Origin of the sequence: Roseivivax sediminis, assembly GCF_900112685.1 — a bacterium.
In the GTDB taxonomy this organism is placed as follows: domain Bacteria; phylum Pseudomonadota; class Alphaproteobacteria; order Rhodobacterales; family Rhodobacteraceae; genus Roseivivax; species Roseivivax sediminis.
Genome location: NZ_FOMS01000005.1, coordinates 107,213 through 127,407, shown reverse-complemented (window position 1 = coordinate 127,407; position 20,195 = coordinate 107,213). Strand labels below are relative to the sequence as shown.

General features: G+C 67.5%; 15 protein-coding genes. 4 read left to right on the top strand and 11 right to left on the bottom strand.

Annotated features, from left to right (window positions below; all coding sequences use genetic code 11):
• Positions 1 to 114: 114 nt before the first annotated feature.
• Both F3H57_RS09515 and F3H57_RS09510 read left to right on the top strand, forming a co-directional pair.
• A complete protein-coding gene (locus F3H57_RS09515; RefSeq protein ID WP_149755836.1) occupies positions 115 to 1,200 on the top strand; it encodes a PA0069 family radical SAM protein in 1,086 nt (361 codons plus the stop codon).
• A gap of 240 nt (positions 1,201 to 1,440) precedes the next feature.
• Positions 1,441 to 4,686, top strand: coding sequence for a calcium-binding protein (locus F3H57_RS09510; protein ID WP_149755667.1), 3,246 nt, complete (start codon positions 1,441 to 1,443; stop codon positions 4,684 to 4,686).
• 131 nt (positions 4,687 to 4,817) lie between these two features.
• Here the strand turns inward: F3H57_RS09510 and bmt are convergent, their stop codons facing one another.
• From bmt to F3H57_RS09475, 7 genes are all read right to left on the bottom strand, one after another.
• Positions 4,818 to 5,828 carry a betaine--homocysteine S-methyltransferase gene (gene bmt, locus F3H57_RS09505; RefSeq protein ID WP_149755666.1) on the bottom strand — a complete coding sequence of 337 codons (1,011 nt, stop codon included), beginning with the start codon at positions 5,826 to 5,828 and terminating at the stop codon, positions 4,818 to 4,820.
• 72 nt (positions 5,829 to 5,900) lie between these two features.
• Positions 5,901 to 7,199 (bottom strand): branched-chain amino acid ABC transporter permease, encoded by a 1,299-nt coding sequence (locus F3H57_RS09500; protein WP_188129644.1) that lies wholly within the window; start codon positions 7,197 to 7,199, stop codon positions 5,901 to 5,903.
• Positions 7,196 to 8,206, bottom strand: coding sequence for a branched-chain amino acid ABC transporter permease (locus F3H57_RS09495; RefSeq protein ID WP_149755665.1), 1,011 nt, complete (start codon positions 8,204 to 8,206; stop codon positions 7,196 to 7,198). Before F3H57_RS09495 ends, F3H57_RS09500 begins: the two co-directional genes overlap by 4 nt.
• A gap of 76 nt (positions 8,207 to 8,282) precedes the next feature.
• A complete protein-coding gene (locus F3H57_RS09490; RefSeq protein WP_149755664.1) occupies positions 8,283 to 9,104 on the bottom strand; it encodes an ABC transporter ATP-binding protein in 822 nt (273 codons plus the stop codon).
• 82 nt (positions 9,105 to 9,186) lie between these two features.
• On the bottom strand, positions 9,187 to 9,963 hold the full coding sequence (locus tag F3H57_RS09485; protein WP_149755663.1) for an ABC transporter ATP-binding protein: 777 nt from the start codon (positions 9,961 to 9,963) through the stop codon (positions 9,187 to 9,189).
• Between the two features lie 149 nt (positions 9,964 to 10,112).
• A complete protein-coding gene (locus F3H57_RS09480) occupies positions 10,113 to 11,306 on the bottom strand; it encodes an ABC transporter substrate-binding protein (protein WP_149755662.1) in 1,194 nt (397 codons plus the stop codon).
• A gap of 380 nt (positions 11,307 to 11,686) precedes the next feature.
• The gene (locus tag F3H57_RS09475) at positions 11,687 to 12,688 is read right to left on the bottom strand and encodes a GlxA family transcriptional regulator (RefSeq protein ID WP_149755661.1); all 1,002 of its coding nucleotides are present in this window, start codon (positions 12,686 to 12,688) and stop codon (positions 11,687 to 11,689) included.
• 182 nt (positions 12,689 to 12,870) lie between these two features.
• Between F3H57_RS09475 and F3H57_RS09470 the strand changes: the two genes are divergently transcribed.
• A complete protein-coding gene (locus tag F3H57_RS09470) occupies positions 12,871 to 14,238 on the top strand; it encodes a class II 3-deoxy-7-phosphoheptulonate synthase (RefSeq protein WP_149755660.1) in 1,368 nt (455 codons plus the stop codon).
• A 267-nt stretch (positions 14,239 to 14,505) separates the two neighbouring features.
• On the opposite strand, the gene ggpS is transcribed toward F3H57_RS09470, so the two are convergent.
• Genes ggpS through F3H57_RS09455 form a run of 3 tightly spaced genes read right to left on the bottom strand, consistent with a single transcriptional unit; the run spans position 14,506 to position 17,845 of the window.
• Positions 14,506 to 15,999, bottom strand: coding sequence for a glucosylglycerol-phosphate synthase (gene ggpS, locus F3H57_RS09465; protein WP_149755659.1), 1,494 nt, complete (start codon positions 15,997 to 15,999; stop codon positions 14,506 to 14,508).
• A gap of 15 nt (positions 16,000 to 16,014) precedes the next feature.
• A complete protein-coding gene (locus F3H57_RS09460; RefSeq protein ID WP_149755658.1) occupies positions 16,015 to 16,761 on the bottom strand; it encodes an HAD-IIB family hydrolase in 747 nt (248 codons plus the stop codon).
• 1 nt (position 16,762) lies between these two features.
• Positions 16,763 to 17,845: an NAD(P)H-dependent glycerol-3-phosphate dehydrogenase gene (locus F3H57_RS09455; RefSeq protein ID WP_262504503.1), complete on the bottom strand. Its 1,083-nt coding sequence runs from the start codon at positions 17,843 to 17,845 to the stop codon at positions 16,763 to 16,765.
• A 462-nt stretch (positions 17,846 to 18,307) separates the two neighbouring features.
• Here F3H57_RS09455 and F3H57_RS09450 point away from each other — a divergent pair, with 462 nt between their 5' ends.
• Entirely contained in the window at positions 18,308 to 19,222 is a 915-nt protein-coding gene (locus F3H57_RS09450) for a UTP--glucose-1-phosphate uridylyltransferase (RefSeq protein ID WP_149755657.1), read from the top strand.
• A 100-nt stretch (positions 19,223 to 19,322) separates the two neighbouring features.
• Here the strand turns inward: F3H57_RS09450 and F3H57_RS09445 are convergent, their stop codons facing one another.
• Positions 19,323 to 20,030 carry a PAS domain-containing protein gene (locus F3H57_RS09445; RefSeq protein WP_149755656.1) on the bottom strand — a complete coding sequence of 236 codons (708 nt, stop codon included), beginning with the start codon at positions 20,028 to 20,030 and terminating at the stop codon, positions 19,323 to 19,325.
• Between the last annotated feature and the right edge of the window lie 165 nt (positions 20,031 to 20,195).

The window sequence follows — 20,195 nt, the reverse complement described above, 5'->3', positions numbered from 1 at the left end:
CAATCGCCCGTTTCCGACACCAATGCCGGAATATGCGACGAGACCTCTGAATAATTCGTTAGTGTGGCGAGACCGACATTGCCGATGTTCGCTAAATGTTCTATGTCAGCGGTTATGGGGCGGCATCTCAATCCGGTCGATGGCGACATCCGCAAGGCGCGCGGCGCGGGGTCCTGCGACGCCGGGCGATTTGAGCGGCATTCCCGGGCGGTCGACCATGACGGCTGGGACATTCCCGAAGAGGCGCGGACCCTGCGCACACAGGTCACCGATGAGCGGCCGCGCAGCATCATCAATTACGTCGCCTCGCCCGGCATTCCCTTCGACCGGACGATCAACCCCTATCGCGGGTGCGAGCATGGCTGCATCTACTGTTTCGCGCGGCCGACCCATGCCTATCTGAACCTCTCGCCGGGCCTCGATTTCGAGACGAGGCTGATCGCGCGACCCGGCGCGTCCGACGTCCTGGCAAAGGAACTGTGCGCGTCGCGCTATCGCGTCGCGCCGATCGCCATCGGTACCAACACCGACCCCTACCAGCCGATCGAGCGGGACCGCGGTATCATGCGGAGGATCCTGGAGGTCCTGCGCGATTTCCGCCACCCGGTCGGGATCGTCACCAAGGGCACTCTGATCGAGCGAGACATCGACATCCTCGCTCCGATGGCGGCCGAAGGGCTGGTACGCGTCGGATTGTCGGTGACCACGCTCGATCCGATGCTCGCGCGGCGGCTGGAGCCGCGGGCGCCGTCCCCGGCGCGCCGCCTTGCCGGGATCACGCGGCTGACGCAGGCCGGGATACCGGTGCGTCTCATGGTGTCGCCAGTGGTGCCGGCGCTCACCGATCCCGAGATCGAGCGCATCCTGGAAGCGGGTGCAGCCGCCGGTGCGGACGCGGCAAGCTGGATCATGCTGCGCCTGCCGCGCGAGGTCTCGCCGCTCTGGCGGGACTGGCTGGAGGAGCATTATCCGGACCGTGCAGACCGGGTGATGAACCGGCTGCGCGAGATGCATGGCGGCAAGGAGTACGACAGCCGCTGGCACCGCCGGATGCGCGGCGAGGGGCCCTATGCCGAGATCGTCGCGCACCGTTTCGCGCTGGCCGCCCGACGCCTGGGGCTCGACCGGCCCACCGCGCCGCTGCGTTGTGACCGCTTTGCGCCGCCGCCAAACGCGGGCGATCAGCTCACCCTGTTCTGAGTGTCCGCCAATGGTGCAACGGCGGGGTGACGCAATTCGGCGTCGATCGCGCCTTTCCCGCGGGTTTTGCGGGGGATTCACAGCAAGATGTTCATTTCATGGGATCGCCGGAAGGATCTTGCGCAACAAACGAGCGGCGCGTGAACGACGATCGGTAACTTTGGTGAAGATTTTTCTGAAACTCGTCGCCGCCCAGGTGCGTGGGTGCCGCATTGACCATTCAAACCCAGTGGAGGTTCCATGGCTGCGACGTCACAATCCCTAAGCGAATTCGAGGCCGGTCTCGGCACGGCCGAGGCAATCTACGCGGTCGACTTCGCATCGCTCAACAATTCCGGCGTGACCGGGACGGCGCTGGTTTCGCTGAGCCCTGAAACGGAAGATGGCGTCCAGAACGTCAACGTCTCCATCGCGGTGGAGGGCATGGAGCCGAACCAGCCGGTGCCGCAGCACATCCACGGCCTGTTCGACGGCGACGGTGCGCCGGTCGACTCGACGACCCCTGACATTGGTGCCGACGCAGACGGCGACGGCTATGTCGAGGTTCTCGAGGGTGTGCCCAGTTACGGCGACGTGATCCTTACCCTCGTCGACGAGGAAGGCAATGCGCCGACGACCAACGGCGACGGCAGCTTCACCTACAACTACGCCTTCGACGTGAACAACGACGACGATTTCGGCAGCCCGGTCACGATGACCGACTACGAGGGCGATGACATCATGCCGCTGCCGTTGCGCGAGATCGTGCTGCACGGCGTGGAAGTGCCGGAAGGCGCGGGCGCCGACAGCGACGACAATGACGGCGACGGCGAGCCGGACGGCGAGGTCAACGGCACCGGCGGTTTCATCCCGATCCTGCCCGCCGCGGCCGGCGAGATCGAGCAGATCGACCTCGAGACCGCGCAGCAGATTCTCGGCGCCCAGAAGGACGTGAACGGCATTGTCGCGGCGACTCCGGATGCGGGCGGCGCGATTGTCGGCGGCGCCGGCAATGACGACCTGACCGGCGGGCCGGGCAGCGACACGCTCGACGGTGCGGACGGCGAGGATTACCTCGACGCCGGCATGGACACCAACGCCGAGAACGCGGCCGATGACGGCGCGTCCGGTGCCTTGGGTCTCTCCGATTACGACAACGGCTATGCCGGCGGTGCCGGTGACGACACGGTCGAAGGCGGTGTCGGCGACGACGTGATCACCGGCGACGACGACACCCGTGTCGCGGCGGCCGCAGGATCCGAGTTCGACGCCTCCGCCGATGGCGACGACATGCTGATGGGCGGGGCCGGCAACGACGAGATCCACGTCGGCACCTGGATCGACGGCGACGACGTCGAAGAGGGCGACGAGACCGCCAACACCCACCTCGGTACCGGTGACGACACCGCTTCGGGCGGCGAAGGCGACGACATCCTTGTCGGCGACATGGGCGACGACATACTCGACGCCGATGAAGGCGACGACACGATCCTCGACGTCGACAGCGACAATACCGTCAACAATGCCGACTTCGGCGCATCGGGCAGCCTGCCGCTGGCCGAGTACGACAACGGCTATGCCGGCGGTGCAGGCGATGACATGATCACCGGCGGGGCCGGCGACGACATCATCACCGGCGACGACGACAGCCGTGTCTCCGCGCTCTCCGATGGCGAATTCGACGCCGGGGCCGACGGCTCCGACACGATCGACGGCGGTGCCGGCAACGACGAGATCCACACCGGGTCCTGGGCCGACGGCGACGACGGCTTCGACAACACTCATACCGGCATGGCGGCGGACATTGCCAATGGCGGCACCGGCGACGATATCCTCGTCGGCGACATGGGCGACGACATCCTCGACGGGGACGAGGGCGACGACCGCATCCTCGACGTGGACGGCGACAACACCGAGAATGCCGCGGATGACGGCGCGTCGGGTTCGCTGATGCTGTCGGACTACGACAACGGCTACGCCGGCGGCGCGGGCGATGACACGATCACCGGCTCGGCCGGCGACGACGTCATCACCGGCGACGACGACACCCGTATCTCGGCGGCGTCGGGCACCGAGTTCGATGCCGAAGCCGATGGCAACGACATGCTCATGGGCGGCGACGGCAACGACGAGATCCACACCGGTACCTGGATCGACGGCGACGACCGCGATGATGACGACGCGACCGCCAACACCCACATGGGCGAAGGCTCCGACACCGCCGCAGGCGGCAACGGGGACGACATCCTCGTCGGTGACATGGGCGACGACGTGCTCGCCGGCGAAGCCGGGAACGACACCATCACCGATGCCGGCGATACCGACAACACGCTGAACGCGGCGGATGGCGGTGCCTCCGGTGCGCTTCCGCTGTCGTCCTACGACAACGGCTATGCCGGCGGCGCGGGCGATGACGTGATCACCGGCGGGGCCGGCGACGACATCATCACCGGCGACGACGACAGCCGGGTCTCGGCTGCAGCGGGCATCGAGTTCGATGCGACGGCGGACGGGTCGGACACCATCAACGGTGGTGACGGCAACGACGAGATCCACACGGGTACCTGGATCGACGGCGACGATGTCGACGACGAGACGGCCAATACCCAGACCGGCGTGATGGGCGACATGGCCAACGGCGAAGGCGGTGACGACATCATCCGCGGCGCCGGCGGCGACGACCGCCTGACCGGTGGCGACGGCAACGACGATCTCGCCGGTGCGGCCGGTGACGACACGGTGCTCGGCAACGACGGCGACGACCTCGTCGCAGGCAATGCCGGAAACGACATGCTCGCCGGCGGCAACGGGTCGGACACTGTGCTGGGCGGTGACGGCCAGGACAACATCGGCGGTGGGGCCGGCAACGACTCCATCGAAGGCGGGGCCGGTGACGACGTCATCGGGGCCGGCATGGACAACGACATCGTCAAGGCCGGCGGCGGCGACGACCTCGCCAACGGCGGCAGCGGCGACGATATCGTCTACGGCAATGCCGGTGACGACTCGATCGGGGGCGGCGATGGCGACGACACCGTGCTCGGCGGTCTCGGTGACGACTCTGCCGGTGGCGGTGCCGGTGACGACTCCATCATGACCGGCGCAGGTGACGACCTGATCGGTGGCGGCGAAGGCAACGACACCGCCTTCGCGGGCATCGGCGACGATTTCGTCGCGGGCGGCGCCGGGATGGACGAGCTGCACGGCAACGAAGGCATGGATACCCTCAACGGCGGTGCCGGTGACGACATGCTGTGGGGCAACGAAGGCGACGACACCTTCGTGTTCAACAATCTCACCGATGGCGAGACCGACACGATCATGGACTTCCAGGATGGCATGGACATGATCCGCGTGACCGGTGGCGGCGGCTTCGACAACGCCACCGTGACCGACACCTCCACAGAGGAGACGATGTCCGCGACCGTCACCATCGACGGCCACGACATCGTTCTGCTGGGGGTCGACAGCGCCGATATCGGTGCCGACGACTTCACCTTCATCTGATCCCCCGACTGGCGGGGCGCCCCGCGTGGTGCGTCCCGCCGCTTTTCCGGGCCAGGCCCGGAACGGGATACCGAAAAAGGCCCGCGCCGCATACTTGCGGCGCGGGCCTCTTCATGTCCTCCAGGGGGCGCTCAGCCGCGGCGGCGCCGGGTCTTTCGGGCCGGGCCGGCCTCCTCTCCGCTGCCGTCCCGATCCGAAGAGAACGGCCCGATCCGTGCCACGATCTCCTCGAGCCTGGGGCGCGGGCCGGGGGGCGTGTCTTCCAGCGCCTTGCGCATCGTCCGCAGGTGCTCCGGTGTCGTCCCGCAGCAGCCGCCTATGATGCGTGCGCCGGCGTCACGGGCGAGCACGGCGTACTCGGCCATCAGCTCCGGCGTGCCGTCGTAGTGTATGTGCCCCTCGACAAATTTCGGGACGCCGGCATTGCCCTTGGCGATCACCGGACGATCCGGCCCCGTGGCGGCAAAGCCGAGGACGGTGCGCAGAAGGTCCGAGGCGCCGACGCCGCAATTGGCGCCGAAGGCGAGGGGCGGGTTCGGCAGATCGTCCACCAGCCTGGCCAGTCCGTCGGAGGTAAGCCCCATCATCGTGCGTCCCGCGGTGTCGAAGCTCATCGTGCCGCACCAGGGCATGCCGGCAAGGGCGAAGGCCTCGGCAGCCGCCCGGAACTCCTCGGGGGCGGAGATCGTCTCCAGCCAGAGGACATCGGCGCCGCCCTCCTTCAGACCTTCGGCGGTCTCGTGGAACATCTCCACCGCGCGGGCATGCGACAGCGGGCCCACCGGCTCCATGATCTCTCCGGTCGGACCGACGGAACCGGCGACGATCACCGGCCGTCCGGCGGTATCGGCGACCTCGCGGCCCAGCTCCGCCGCGATGCGCGACAGCTCGTGCGCCCGCCCGCTGGCGTCGTGCAGCGCCAGGCGCGAGGCGTTGGCGCCGAAGGAGTTGGTCAGGAAGATATCGCTGCCGGCCTCCACCGCACCGCGGTAGAGCGCGCGGATCTTGCCGGGCTCGTCGACGTTCCAGAACTCCGGCGCATCGCCCGAGGATAGGCCCATGTTGAACAGGTTCGTGCCCGTTGCGCCATCGGCCATAAGCCAGTCGCGGGTGGACAGGAGGGCGGAAAGAGCATTGGCCATGGCGATCCCCGTGCGGATTCGGATGATCGCGGCCAATGGCACCGGCCGGGGCGCTTGGCAAGACGCCCCGGTTTATCGCTCCGGCAACAGACCCCGAGGCGAGAACCGCAGCACCAGAAGCAGCACCACCCCCATGGTCAGAAGTCGCATGTGCTGCACGCTGCCGAGAAGATGCGCCTTGAGCGCGCCGTCCGACAGGCCCGAGGTCACGAAGCCCATCAGCGCCTGCCCCATCGGTTCCACCTGCACCCAGAGGAACCAGATCAGGAAGCCGCCGATCACCGCGCCGTAATTGTTGCCCGACCCGCCGACGATCACCATCACCCAGATCAGGAACGTATAGCGCAGCGGCTGGTAGGAGGACGGTGTGAGCTGCCCGTCGAGCGTCGTCATCATCGCGCCGGCCATGCCGCAGATCGCCGAGCCCAGGATGAACACCTGCAGGTGCCGGCCTGTCACGTCCTTGCCCATGGCGCGGGCGGCGGTCTCGTTGTCGCGGATCGCCCGCATCATCCGCCCCCAGGGCGAATTGAGCGCCAGCTGCGCCAGGACCAGCACCACGGCGAGCACCGCGGCAAAGAGGATCCCGTACCCAGCCTTGACGTAGAGCGTCGAGGCCGTGGTCGCGTCGAGCCCCCATTCGCCGGCCCGCGCCACGAAGTCCGCGTCGCGCTGCAGGTCCACCTCGTAGGGGACGGGGCGGGGCAGGCCGATCACGTTCTTGACTCCGCGCGCCAGCCAGTCCTCGTTCTTGAGGACGGCGATGACGATCTCCGCGATGCCCAGCGTCGCGATGGCAAGGTAGTCCGACCGCAGCCCCAGCGCCGTCTTGCCGATGATCCAGGCCGCGCCTGCCGCCAGCAGCCCGCCGACCGGCCAGGCCAGCAGAACCGGCAGCCCCAGCCCGCCGAGATAGCCGGTGGAGGCGGAGTTCACGCTCTCCACCGCGTCCACCGCTGGCGACAGCACCATCCGGTAGAGGATGAAACCGACGATCAGGATCGCCGCGACCGCCCAGCCGCGCCAGCGCCGCGGCGCGCGCTTCCAAGTCATCGCGGCGGCCGCGATGCTTGCGGCTCCAAGCGCGAGCCCGGCGAGGATGCGCGTGCCGCCCGCCGCCCAGGCCTCGCCCACGGGCGGCATCGACACCAGCACCACGGAGAGCCCGCCAAGCGCCACGAAGCCCATCACGCCGACGTTGAAGAGCCCTGCGAACCCCCATTGCAGGTTCACGCCCAGCGACATGACCGCCGAGACGAGTCCCATGTTCAGGATCAGCAGGGCGGAGTTCCAGCTCTGCACCATGCCGGTGCCGACGATCAGCACCGCGACCAGCGCGAACATGGCGAATGTGCGTGCATGTCCGTTCATACCGATTTCCCCCGGAAGAGGCCCGTGGGCCGGAACAGCAGCACCACCACGAGGATCATGAAGCTGACCGCGAACTTGTAGTCGGTGGCCAGAAGCTGGACGAGCCCGTCCGGCTCGAGCGGCTCGGGCAGAAGATAGGTCAGCACCTTCTTCCACGCATAGGTGATGCCGACCTCGGAGAAGGCGATCACGAAACCCCCGGCGATGGCGCCGAGCGGCGAGCCCAGCCCGCCGACGATGGCGGCGGCGAAGATCGGCAGCAGAAGCTGGAAATAGGTGAACGGCATGAAGGTCTTGTCGAGCCCGTAGAGCACCCCGGCGATGGTCGCGAGGCACGCCACAAGGAGCCAGGTCACGCGCACCACGCGCTCGGGGTCGATCCCCGAGAGAAGCGCAAGATCCTCGTTGTCGGAATAGGCGCGCATCGACTTGCCCGTGCGCGTGCGGTTCAGGAACCAGAAGAGCGCGGCCACCACAACGACCGCCGTGACCACGGTGATTGCCTGTGTCGAGCGGATCACCAGCGGCTCCGACAGGCCGGTCAGTTCGCGGAACTGGCGCGCGTTCATCAGGTACCGCGCGCCGTCCCCGAAGGTCCGGCTGTCCGGCCCGATGACAAGCCGTGTCAGCCCGTTATAGACGAACATCACGCCCATGGAGACGATGACGAGGATCACCGGCACGACCTTCTGCGCCCGGTAGAACCGGAACACGACCCGGTCGGTCGCCAGAAGCAGCAGCGCGCATCCCGCGATCCCGAACGGGATCGCCAGGAGCGCCGTCGGCAGCGGCCCGAGGCTCACCCCCAGCCCCTGCAGCCCCCATGTCACGAGGATCGCCACCATCGTCCCGAAGGCCATCGTGTCGCCGTGCGCGAAGTTGGAAAAGCGCAGGATGCCGTAGACAAGCGTGACTCCCAGCGCCCCTAGCGCCAGCTGGCAGCCATAGGCGATCGCCGGGATCAGCACGAAGTTCGACAGCGCCACGAAGGCGTTCAGAAGGTCCATGCGCGTGCCTCCGACCTGCGCCGGGGCAGGCCCGCGAATACGCCCGCCAGGGCGGGCAGGGTCTCGACGGTCATGCTCATCCCCCCAGGAAGCTCCGGCGCACGTCCGCGTCGGCCAGGAGTTCCTTGCCGGTCCCGGTATGGGCGTTGCGCCCCTGAACGAGCACGTACCCCTTGTCCGCGATCTCGAGCGCCTGGCGGGCGTTCTGCTCCACCATCAGGATCGGGATGCCGGTCCGCGCCACCTCGATGATGCGGTCGAACAACTCGTCCATGACGATCGGCGACACCCCCGCCGTCGGCTCGTCAAGCATCAGCACCTTCGGCTGGGTCATCAGCGCCCGACCCACGGCGACCTGCTGGCGCTGCCCGCCCGACAGCTCGCCTGCCGGCTGGCGGCGCTTGTCCTTCAGGATCGGGAACAGCTCGTAAACCTGCGCCATCGTTTCGGAAATGTCGTCCTCGCGGATGAAGGCGCCCATCTCGAGGTTCTCCTCCACGCTCATCGAGGTGAAGATGTTGGAATTCTGCGGAACGAAGCCCATGCCTTTTTTCACCCGGTCCTGCGGGCTGAGCCGGGTGATGTCCTCGCCGTCGAGCCGGACCGCACCCTCGCGAAGCTCCAGCATGCCGAAGACGGCCTTCATGGCGGTGGACTTGCCCGCACCGTTGGGGCCCACGATCACCGCGATCTCGCCGCGCTCCACCGCGATGGTGCAGCCGTGCAGGATGTCCGCGCCGCGGCCATAGCCGCCGGTCATCGCATCCCCGATCAGGAACGGCCCACCCGGCGCCGGAACCGCCTCGCCGCGATAGTTCGGCAGCGGGCTGCCTTGGCCGGCGGGATTGGTGATCGACCTATCGCGGTTGCCTCGGTCGTCGTGCAACGGATCGCTCATCCCCGACCCCCGGCTTCTTCTCGTCCGAAATACTCCGGGGGGTGTAGGGGGCAGAGCCCCCACCGACGCGACGGTGCGGCCATCACGCCGTCTCCTTGTTCTTGAGCCCGGTGCCGAGATACGCCTCGATCACCCGCTCGTCGGCCTTGATCTGGTCGATATTGCCCTCGGCCAGCACCTTGCCCTCGGCCATTACAATGACCGGGTCGCACAGCCGGCCGATGAAATCCATGTCGTGCTCGATCATGCAGAACGTGTAGCCGCGCTCCTCGTTGAGGCGGCGGATCGCGTCGCCGATGGTGTTCAGGAGCGTGCGGTTCACGCCCGCGCCGACCTCGTCGAGAAAGACGATCTTGGCGTCGACCATCATCGTGCGGCCCAGCTCCAGGAGCTTTTTCTGGCCGCCCGAGAGGTTTCCGGCGCGTTCGTCCTTCAGATGTGAAATAGTCAGGAAATCAAGAACTTCGTCGGCTTTCTTCAGAAGTTCCGCCTCTTCATCGCGAATCCGGCCGCGTCCGAACCAGGCGTTCCAGAGCGTTTCCCCGGACTGCTCGCCGGGGACCATCATCAGGTTCTCGCGGCAGCTCATGGAGGAAAACTCGTGCGCGATCTGGAAGGTGCGCAGGAGCCCCTTGTGAAAGAGCGCGTGCGGCGGAAGGCCGGTGATGTCCTCGCCGTCCATGAGAACGGTCCCGGATGTCGGTGGAAGAGCGCCTGCCACGCAATTGAAAAGAGTGGATTTTCCGGCGCCGTTCGGCCCCACGAGCCCGGTGATGGAGCCGGGGGCGATCTCCAGCGTGGCGCCGTCCACGGCGCGGAAGCCGCCGAAATGGCGGTGAAGGTTCTCGACCCGGATCACGGCGTCATCCCTGTGCGGGCCGGGCGCGTCCGTGTCGCCTCGGCCGTCTTGTTATCGTACGTTTCGTACACTTGCGGCGCAGTTCCGGGCGCCGGATGTACGGAACGGCCGCATCTCTGTACGGCCATTCCGAAAAATTCAAGCTTTCCTCAGCGGAATTCGACCGTCTCGAAGGCGCCGTCCGTGATCGTGTAGTAACGGTACGTGCCGGCGGCTTCGCCCGGGCCGATCAGCTCCACGTCGGTCGCGCCGACGTAGTCGATCTCGCCGCCCTCGGCGAGGATCTCCAGCGCCTTGCCGAGCTCGCCCGGCATGATCTCTTCGCCCGGGGCGTTGGCCACGTCCATGACGTTCGCCGCCGCGGCCTCGGAGGTCGCTTCGCCGCCGGCCTGCATCGCCAGCACCAGAAGTGCCGCCGCGTCGTAGCTTTCGCGGGTATACGTGCTTTCGGGATCGAATTCGCCGCGTTCGTTGACGAGGGCGGAGAACGCCTCCGCGCCTTCGCCCTGCGACCACGGCACCGCGCCGTAGGAGCCTTCGAGCACATCGCCGAAGTCGTCGAGCAGGACATCGGAATACATCCCGTCGCCCATCATGAAGGTCGAGAAGGCGCCGGTGTCGGCGGCTGCCTGGATCATCCCGCGGCCGCCCGAATCGGCGTAGCCGAGCACCACGAGGACGTCGCCGCCGGCCGAGGCCAGGGCACCGATCTCGGCCGAGTAGTCGGCCTTGTTGTCCTCGTGCGGGGCGGTGAGCGTGACCTCTCCGCCGGCCTCCTCGAAGGCGGCGACGAAGCTGTCCGACAGGCCCTTGCCGTAATCGTTGTTGGTGTAGGTCACGGCGACGGAGTCGACGCCCTCGGTTTCGAGAATGCCGGCGAGCACTTCGCCCTGGCGCGCGTCCGACGGCGCGGTGCGGAAGAACAGCCCGTCATCCTCGGCCTCCGACAGACCCGGAGAGGTCGCCGAGGGCGAAATCATCGGCACGCCGTTCGGCACCGCGACGTTGGACAGGACCGCGCCGGTCACGCCCGAGCAGTCGGCGCCCACGATCGCCACGACTCCGTCGGTCGTCACCAGGCGTTCGGCGGCTGCGGTGGCCGCGGCGCTGTCGACGCAGGTGGAATCGGCGGTGACCGGGGTGAGCGTGGTGCCGCCCAGGAAAGCACCGCTCTCGTTGATTTCTTCCAGCGCCAGTTCGGCGGAGGCGCCCATCGCGGGTGTGAGGGATTCGATCGGGCCGGTGAAACCGAAGACGATTCCGATCTTCACGTCGTCGCTTTGCGCCATTGCGCCGCCCGACGCCAGCGCCGTCGCGGCGGTGGCCATCAAGAGCTTTTTCATCTGGTCTGTCTCCCTGTTCTCGGATGCTTGTCCTGCGCCGGAGGGTGCGGCGGGCTGCATCGAAAGTAAAGAGCCCGGCGGCGGCTTGTGTGCACGAGCGGGGTGAAAGCTAGAGTGTAAGGGATTGTTTTGAATGCTTGCGGGGGCAGGCTCGCCCGTCATGCCGGCGGAGCAGCGCGCCGATCGGCCCGGACCGGCCCGTAGACGCCGGACCCGCCTCCTGCGCGCATCGCATGCCTGCCGCAGTCCCGCGCCGGGAGCGGCGCCTTGTCCGCCGCGTGCGGGGGGCTGAGGTATGTGACCGGGACAAAGCGCGGACCTCAGGGGGCATGGCCGTGAACCCGCGGGCCGGCTCTGGCCCGGCGCCGTCTGGCCACGCCTTACGCCTGTTCGCGTGTCCCGTGGCTGCCGCGTTCGCGGTAGGGCGTCGTTTCGTAATGGGCGCGGTAGCACTTGGAGAAGTGCGACGGGCTCGCGAAGCCGCAGGCGAGCGCCACGTTGATCACGCTCATGTCCGTCTGCATCAACAGGTTGCGCGCCTTCTGCAGCCGCAATTCCATGTAGTAGCGCTTGGGCGAGCGGTTGAGGTAGCGTCGGAACAGCCGTTCGAGCTGGCGCGTCGACATGCCGACCTGGCTCGCGAGCTGTGCCGGGGTGATCGGCTCCTCGATATGCGCTTCCATCTTGTGGATGACCTCGGCCAGCTTGGGATGGCGCACGCCGATGCGGGTGGGCACGGACAGCCGCTGGGTGTCCTGGTCGGTGCGGATCGACGAATAGATCAACTGGTCCGCAACCGCGTTGGCGAGGTCCGGCCCGTGATGCGCGGCGATGAGGTTGAGCATCAGATCGATCGTCGCGGTGCCGCCGGCGGCGCTGACCACGTTGCCGTCAACCACGAAGACCGATTTCGACAGGTGCACCTCGTCGAAATCCTCGGCAAAGCTGTCGTGGTTCTCCCAGTGAATGGTGGCGCGCTTGCCGTCGAGAAGACCGGCCTCGGCGAGGACCTGCGTGCCGGTGCAGAGCGCGCCGAGGACCGGCCCGTGCCGCGCTTCGCGCCGCAGCCAGTTGAGCAGCCGCTTGGTCATCGCCTCGCGCACCTTCAGCCCGGCGCAGACCATCAGCGTGTCGTCGCGGCCCAGCGTCGGCAGCACGGTGTCGAGCTGGAAGACCGGGCCGGCCGAGCAGGCCACCGTGCCGCCGTCCTCTCCGGTCGTGGTCCAGGTGTAGAGTGCGCGGCCGGCCATGCGGTTGGCGATGCGTAGCGTCTCGACCGCCGAGGCAAAGCTCAGCAGGGTGAAATTGGGCAGGAGGACAAAGACGAAACGGCGTTGCTTGCCGGTGGCGTAAAGATCCTCCGCGGGGGCCCTCTGCTTCATACGCGCATCTCACACACACAGACCGGACCCGGTCCGGATAGAGGGCCAGAGTCCAGAAGTCGCGGGCGGCGTCAAGCGACTCGCGGGATTTCTTCGCTGGCCAGCGTGCCTCCGCTTCGATATAGACCTCGCGTGCTGTCGAATGGCAGGGTTCAGGCCCTGCAAGTTAACGGAGAAAGACGATGACGGAGTGGCAGAAATCGGCCTGGCGCGACAAGCCTCGGGTGCAGATGCCGGACTATACCGACGCGGCCGCGCTGCGGTCCGTGGAAGGCCGTCTTGCCAAGTATCCGCCGCTCGTCTTCGCCGGGGAGGCGCGGCGGCTGAAGCGCGAGCTTGCCGCCGCCTCGCGCGGGGAGGCGTTCGTGCTGCAGGGCGGCGACTGCGCCGAGGCGTTCGACCAGTTCTCCGCGGATGCGATCCGCGATACGTTCAAGGTCATGCTGCAGATGGCGATGGTGCTGACCTACGGCGCCAAGGTTCCGGTGGTGAAGATCGGCCGCATGGCCGGACAGTTCGCCAAGCCGCGCTCCGCGCCGGTCGAGGTCAAGGACGGGGTGGAGCTGCCGTCCTACCGCGGCGACATCATCAACGAGCTGCCGTTCACCTCCGAGGCGCGGCTGCCGGATCCCGAGAAGATGCTGCAGGCCTACACCCAGGCGGCGGCGACGCTGAACCTCCTTCGCGCGTTCTCGACCGGCGGGTATGCCGACGTGCACCAGGTCCATGCCTGGACGCTCGGCTTCACCGAAAGCGAGAAGGCCGCGCAGTACCGCGAACTTGCGGGGCGGATCTCGGACACGCTCGACTTCATGAAGGCGGCGGGTCTGGAGAGCGACACGAACCACAACCTTCGGACGGTGGAGTTCTACACCAGCCACGAATCGCTGCTGCTGGAATACGAGGAGGCGCTGTGCCGGCTCGATTCCACCTCGGGCAAGTGGCTGGCGGGTTCGGGCCACATGATCTGGATCGGCGACCGCACGCGGCAGCCGGACGGCGCGCATGTGGAATTCGCGCGCGGCGTGCTGAACCCGGTGGGGCTCAAGTGCGGGCCGTCGCTGACGGCGGACGATCTCAAGACGCTCATGGCCCGGCTCAATCCCGAGAACGAGGAAGGCCGGCTGACGCTGATCGCCCGCTTCGGCGCCGGCAAGGCCGCCGAGCATCTGCCGCGCCTGATCGAGGCGGTGCGAGAAGAGGGCGCCAACGTGACCTGGGTGTGCGACCCGATGCACGGCAACACGGTCAAGTCGGCCTCCGGCTACAAGACCCGGCCGTTCGAGGCTGTGCTGCGCGAGGTGCGCGACTTCTTCGCGGTGCACAAGGCCGAGGGCACGGTGCCCGGCGGTGTGCATTTCGAGATGACCGGCCAGGACGTGACCGAATGCACCGGCGGCGTCTACGCGGTCAGCGACGAGAACCTGTCGGACCGCTACCATACCGCCTGCGATCCGCGGCTCAACGCCTCGCAATCGCTGGAACTGGCGTTCCTCGTGGCCGAGGAGCTCACGGCGCACCGCGACGGGCGCGCCGTGGCCGCAGGCTGATCGTCTCGGTCCTTGAGCGGCGGTTGGGCGGCGCCTTCGGGCGCCGCTTTTCGTTTGTCGCCCGCGAAACCGGGCCGCCGGAACGGTCCGCCCCGGTCCGGGCGGGACACGTGCCCGGCGACACCGCCGGCCGAGCGCCGGCAAACCGCAAGCACCGGCCTCCGCCCGCGCACTCCATGTTCAGCGGAAGCGCGTACTTGCGCTTCTTTGGGCCCCAAATACTCCCGCCGGAGGCGTCCAGCCTCTGCCGCACGCGCCGGCTGTGGGTCAGGCCGCTTCGGTGCCGAAATCCTCGGGGTTCAGCAGCGCCAGCTGGTCCCTCGCCCAGGCTTCGGTGTTGTAGGTCCGGACCATGCGCCGAAGCTCGGACATGCGGGCGCGCCGGTCTTCCTCGGCCATGTCCAGTGCCATCTCGACGGCATGGTCCATCGACTTGTTGGAATAGGGATTGGTGAGGATGGCGGAGCTCATCTCCATCGCCGCGCCGGCGAATTCCGACAGGATCAGCACGCCGTCGCCGTCGCTGCGGGCGGCGACGAATTCCTTGCAGACAAGGTTCATCCCGTCCGCGAGCGGCGTGATCCAGGCAACGTCGGCGGCGCGGTAATAGGACACCAGTTCCTCGAACGGGATGGCGTTGGAGATGAGCGACACCGGTGTGCGGTCGAAGGTCGCGAAACGGCCGTTGATGCGCCCGGCGATCTGCTCGATCTCAGACTGGATCTCGGCATAGGCGGTCATGTTGCGGTTGGCCGACACCGAGATGTGCAGAAGCTTGAGCTGCTGCGCCATGTCCGGCCGCTTCTCCAGCAACCGCTCGAAGGTCAGGAGCTGTTCGGCCCCGCCCTTGGTGTAGTCGGTGCGCCCGACCGACAGGATCAGCCGGCGCCCCGCCATGGCGTTGAGCACCTCTTCCGTGCGGGTGGCGGTTTCGGGGCGCTCCGCGACCTGCGTGATATAGCTGGTGTCGACGCCCACGGGCGTGGTGCCGAGTTTGACCACCCGTTCGTCGGTGTGGATCGCGGTGGGCACCGTGCGGTCCGACAGCGCCGAGCCGTCGGAAATGAAGTCGGGCTCCACCGGTTTGCGCGGCACATGCCCGACATCGCGCAGACTGCGCACCACCGAAACGAAGTTCGACGCGTAGCGCGGGATGTGAAAGCCGACCACGTCGCAGGCCAGAAGCGAATCGACGATCTCGCCGCGCCAGGGCAGCACGTTGAACATGTCGGCGGCCGGGAACGGCGTGTGGTGGAAGAAGGAGATCCGCACGTCCGCCCGCATCTGCCGCAGATAGCCGGGCACGAGCCAGAGGTTGTAGTCGTGAACCCAGACCGACGCGCCCTGCGCCGCCTCGGCGGCGGCGGCCTCGGCGAAGGACCAGTTCACCTGCTTGAAGGTCGGCCAGTCCACCGGGTCGTAGTTGTACTTTTCCTTGAAGCCGTGAAGGATCGGCCAGAACGCCTCCTTGGAGGTGACGTGGTAGAAGGACGAGACCTGATCCTTGGTCAGCGGCAGGCGCGAGACGGTGTACCTGCCGAAGCTGTCCTCGATCTCGATCACGCGCTCGAAGCCGGGGTTCGAGGTATCCTCAGCCTCTTTCCAGGCGACCCAGGCGGCGTTCTTCACGCGTCCGAAAAAGGACTTGAGCGTCGGCACGATGCCGTTGGGGCTCTTGTTCTCCTTGAAGACGGTCTTGCCGTCCTCGATGACCTCTTCGTAGGGCTGGCGGTGATAGACGATGACGAGCTCGCTGCTCATGACTGGTTACCCTCCTTAGGGGAGCGGATGCTGATTGTTGGCCGCCACGGCCTCCAGGATCCCGGCCGCTCCGATGCCGTCCGCCACGTAAACCGATGGTAGCGCCGCGACGCGGTCGAGCAATGCAGGTTCGGACCCGCCGACCGCCACCGCCGGCAGCCCGCATTCCAGCATAGAGGCGTCGTTGAGCGTGTCGCCTGCGGCCAGCACGCGCGGCTCCTCGATACCGTAATGGGCCACGAACCGGCGCAGCGACGGCCCCTTGGAGACGCCGCGCGGCAGGACGTCGAAATAGCGGTTGGCGGAAATCAGCGGATCGAAGCCCATGTCGCGCACGCGGACGATGGCGCTGTCGTCGAACGCGTCCGGGTCGAGGTCGAAGCTGACGCGGTAGCGAAACTCCGTCGGCTGGAGCGTGAGGCCGGGATGGTCCTGCAGCGCCTGTCGGACGCGCGGGCCGGCGTCGCCCCAGGCGTCCGCGATTTCCTCTTCGAGCGCGGGGATGGGAACGACCGCGCCGTTCTCTATCCGGGCGATGGTGGTGCCGACATCGCCGATCACGTATTCCGGCCAGGGCACGCCGCTGGTGCAGAGTTCCGCGATGAAGCCGGGATCGCGGCCGGTGACGAAGACGAGGCCGATCGTCCTCCGATTGTCCTCGATCCAGTCGTACAGCCGGCGGCGGTCGGCGTCGGAGCCGCCGAGGAAGGTGCCGTCGAGATCGGTGGCAAGGACGAAGGTCTTTTCGGAAAGGTCGGTCACGTCAGGCCTCTGGCATGGCGGCGGGATGGACGAGCTCCAGCTCGAGCGCGCGGGGTTCGGATTCGATCGGGCGCGCCCAGAGATCGACGAAGGTCTGGTCGAGGTTCGCGCCGTCGTAGAGAATGGCGTGGACAGCCTCGCAGATCGGCATCGACACGCCGATGCGGCGGGCAAGCTCTACCACCGAGGCGGCGGAGATCTCGCCCTCCACCACGACGTCCTTGCCGTCGAAGCATTCCGCGCGGGTCTTGCCCTCACCGAGCTGCACGCCGAGAGACATGTTGCGCGAGGTGGTCGAGGAGCAGGTCAGCGTGAGGTCTCCGGCCCCCGAGAGGCCAGTGACGGTTTCACGTTTTCCGCCAAGGGCTTCGGCGAGGACCTTCATCTCGTCGATGCCGCGGGTGATGAGCGCGGCGCGGGTGTTCTCGGCAAAGCCGGCGCCGGTCATCATCCCGCAGGCGATGGCGATGACGTTCTTGACCGCGCCGCCGACCTCCACCCCGACGAGGTCGTCGGACATGTAGGGCCGGAAGGAAGCCGAGGACATCGACACCGACAGCCGTGCCGCCGGGCTGCGGTCGGGTTCCAGCCGGTCCGTATAGCGGAACTCGAAGGCGATCGTGGCCGCGGTCGGGTGGCCGAGCGCGGTCTCGCGCGCGAAGGTCGGGCCGGAAAGGGCGCCGACTGGGTGGCCGGGCAACTCCTCCTCCACGAGATGCGACAGCAGGTAGCCGGTGTGCCGCTCGATCCCCTTGCAGCAGAGCGCCAGGGGCGTGCCGGCGGCAAGGTGGGGGCGCATGTGTCCACACATCTCGCGCAGCGACGACGACGGCGTGACGATCAGCACCGCCTCCGCGCCGTCGAGCGCGTAGGCCAGCTCGGAGGTCGGCTCGATTCCGTCCGGCAGCGGCGTGTCGGGCAGGTAGTCGGGGTTCTGCCCGGTCCTGCGCATGGTCTCGGCCAGCGCTTCGCGTCGGCCCCAGAGCCGCACCTCGCGGCCCGAGGCGGCGGCAACGGAGGCCAGGGCGGTACCCCACGAGCCCATGCCGAGCACGGCGAGGCGGGAATATGGGCGGGAATACACGATTCCCGGGCGGGCGGGCTGCGGTGTCTGGTCGGGGAGTCTCAGGGTCAGTCCATCCGTTGATGTCTTGCGAGCGGCGGGCCGCGGCGCGTTCCCGGCGGGGTTCGCCGTTGTGTCATAGCCTAGCTGCGACAGGCGCCAAGTCCACAGCGTTGCGACCGGTCGGGCTTCGCGTCCTGGCTGCCCGGTTATTGGGCGAAATCAGAAGGATCCTGCCCAAGTTGACCGCAAAAGTTAACCAAAACATACCGAATTTGCGCCCCACGGGCGCCATATGCCGATGCAAGACCATGGTTAACCGCGTTCGGCAGGTATTTGTAAGCTTCTGAAATTGTTGAATCGCAACCGCGGGAACCCCGGATGCAGTTGCAGCATTTTTGACTTGTTCAGCCGAAGGCGTAGTCTCTTCGTCCAACGCCGCGCTGCGGCATTCGGTCCAACGTTCAAGGAGTCCCGAGACTTATGACCACACGACCCAAAGCCTATCACAGCCGAGTGCGCACCGCGATCTTCCCGGTGGCCGGGCTGGGCACGCGGTTCCTGCCGGCGACCAAATCGACGCCGAAAGAGCTGCTTCCGGTCCTCGATCGGCCGCTGATCCAGTTCGCCATCGACGAGGCCCGTGCCGCTGGGATCGAGAAGATGGTCTTTGTCAGCCACCCGTCGAAGGACGCGATCGAGCGCTACGTGGCGGAGGATGCGGACCTTGAGAACACGCTGCGTGCGAAGGGCAAGGACGACATCGCCGACATGCTGCGCGACAATGCGCTGACGGAAGGCGGCGTCGAGGTATCCTTCGTGATGCAGGACGAGCCGCTGGGTCTCGGGCACGCGGTCCTGTGCGCGGCCGGCGAGGCGCTGCCGGGGCCGGTCGCGGTAATCCTGCCAGACGATCTGATCCTCGGGGAGCCGGGCTGTATCGCAGAAATGATCGGGGCTTACGATCCGGAAAAGGCCGGCCATATGGTCGCGACGATGCAGGTGGCCGAGGACGAGGTGAAGAGCTACGGAATCCTGTCAGTGACGGGCCGCGACGGCCCCCTGATCCTGGCCGACGGCATGGTCGAGAAACCGGAACCGGCCGAGGCCCCCTCGCGCCAGGCGGTGGTCGGGCGCTACGTGCTCGACGGATCGATCTTCGACGATCTGCGCGGCCTGCCGCCGGGCGCTGGCGGAGAGATCCAGCTCACCGACGCGATCGCCAAGGGCGCGGGCACGGTGGGCATGTGCGGCTTCCGCTTCACCGGCACGCGCTACGATTGCGGGTCGAAGTCCGGGATGCTGCAGGCGACCATTGCCTATGCCGGGCAGCATCCGGAGTTCCGCGCGACGCTCGCCACGCTGGACCTGCCCACGGACGCAATGGCGGCCCAGTAAGCGGCCCGGTCACGACGCGAACCGGGGGCGGCGCGGTTTCCGCGTCGCCTCGGGTTTTGGCGAAACGAGGGCGGGCCGGGAGCGGCGCGTCGCCTATTGGTCAATCGTTGGAAACGACGAGGCGCAGATAGGGCTTGCGCGTCTTGTCCGCGTCCTCGGCCCGGCGCACGTGCTGAGCGGCCTCGAACGGGATCCGTGGTTCGGCAAAGCCCGGCATCCCCGCTTCGTCCGGCGCAGGCGCGTTGGCCGGCGCAGCGGAAATGGCGAGCGGCGCGAGGTGCAGATCGCTCAGATCGAACCGGCGCGGCACGCGGCCGATCTGGCCGATCGTGACCAGGGCGCCGAGCGCGCGGTCGACGGCCCCTGCCTCCGAGCGCAGCGGCAGGATCAGAAGATGCGCCCGCAGGTCCGGCCGACCGAGCCCCTGGGTCGCCCGAAATTCCGCGTGCAGCGCGCCCTCGCCCGAGAACATGCGTTCGATCCCGGTTCCGATGGCCCCGCGGCTGTCGGGCATTATGAAGGCGCTGAGCGGCAGGCCCGCAACCTCCATTCCCATAAGGTCCGACAGATGCGCGCCGGCGACCCGCAAGCGGGCGATGCGCGGTGCGATGCGCTCGGCCAGGAAAGCGAATTCCAGCGCGTCCTGGATGCCGCGTGGATCGACGCTGTCGCGGTGCGGCACGTCGCCGGTCTCGTCGGCAAGCTCCTGCCAGTAGGTTTCGATCAGGCGCAGCGGGCGCAGCCGCCGGGCGCGTTCGTGATCGGTCATGGATACCACCCGCGACGGGAACTTGCTGCGGTCGAACATCTTCCAGCCTCCTTGGCCTCGGCCGGCCGCGGAAGCTGTCGCCCCGATCGCAGCGTTGCCGGTGTTTCCTAATATTCTCTTAACATACCGTATCGCGTCCGAGTCGCGCCCCAATTCTGTCCCAAAGGTTAACGCCGGGCGGCGCGCTTGCCATGCCGCGCGGCC

Coding starts and splice junctions, on each gene's coding strand:
- F3H57_RS09510 (WP_149755667.1), top strand. CDS start 1,441: ATGGCTGCGACGTCACAATCCCTAAGCGAATTCGAGGCCGGTCTCGGC.
- F3H57_RS09495 (WP_149755665.1), bottom strand. CDS start 8,206: ATGGACCTTCTGAACGCCTTCGTGGCGCTGTCGAACTTCGTGCTGATC.
- F3H57_RS09475 (WP_149755661.1), bottom strand. CDS start 12,688: ATGAAGCAGAGGGCCCCCGCGGAGGATCTTTACGCCACCGGCAAGCAA.
- F3H57_RS09500 (WP_188129644.1), bottom strand. CDS start 7,199: ATGAACGGACATGCACGCACATTCGCCATGTTCGCGCTGGTCGCGGTG.
- F3H57_RS09515 (WP_149755836.1), top strand. CDS start 115: ATGGGGCGGCATCTCAATCCGGTCGATGGCGACATCCGCAAGGCGCGC.
- F3H57_RS09445 (WP_149755656.1), bottom strand. CDS start 20,030: ATGTTCGACCGCAGCAAGTTCCCGTCGCGGGTGGTATCCATGACCGAT.
- F3H57_RS09480 (WP_149755662.1), bottom strand. CDS start 11,306: ATGAAAAAGCTCTTGATGGCCACCGCCGCGACGGCGCTGGCGTCGGGC.
- F3H57_RS09470 (WP_149755660.1), top strand. CDS start 12,871: ATGACGGAGTGGCAGAAATCGGCCTGGCGCGACAAGCCTCGGGTGCAG.
- F3H57_RS09490 (WP_149755664.1), bottom strand. CDS start 9,104: ATGAGCGATCCGTTGCACGACGACCGAGGCAACCGCGATAGGTCGATC.
- F3H57_RS09450 (WP_149755657.1), top strand. CDS start 18,308: ATGACCACACGACCCAAAGCCTATCACAGCCGAGTGCGCACCGCGATC.
- bmt (WP_149755666.1), bottom strand. CDS start 5,828: ATGGCCAATGCTCTTTCCGCCCTCCTGTCCACCCGCGACTGGCTTATG.
- ggpS (WP_149755659.1), bottom strand. CDS start 15,999: ATGAGCAGCGAGCTCGTCATCGTCTATCACCGCCAGCCCTACGAAGAG.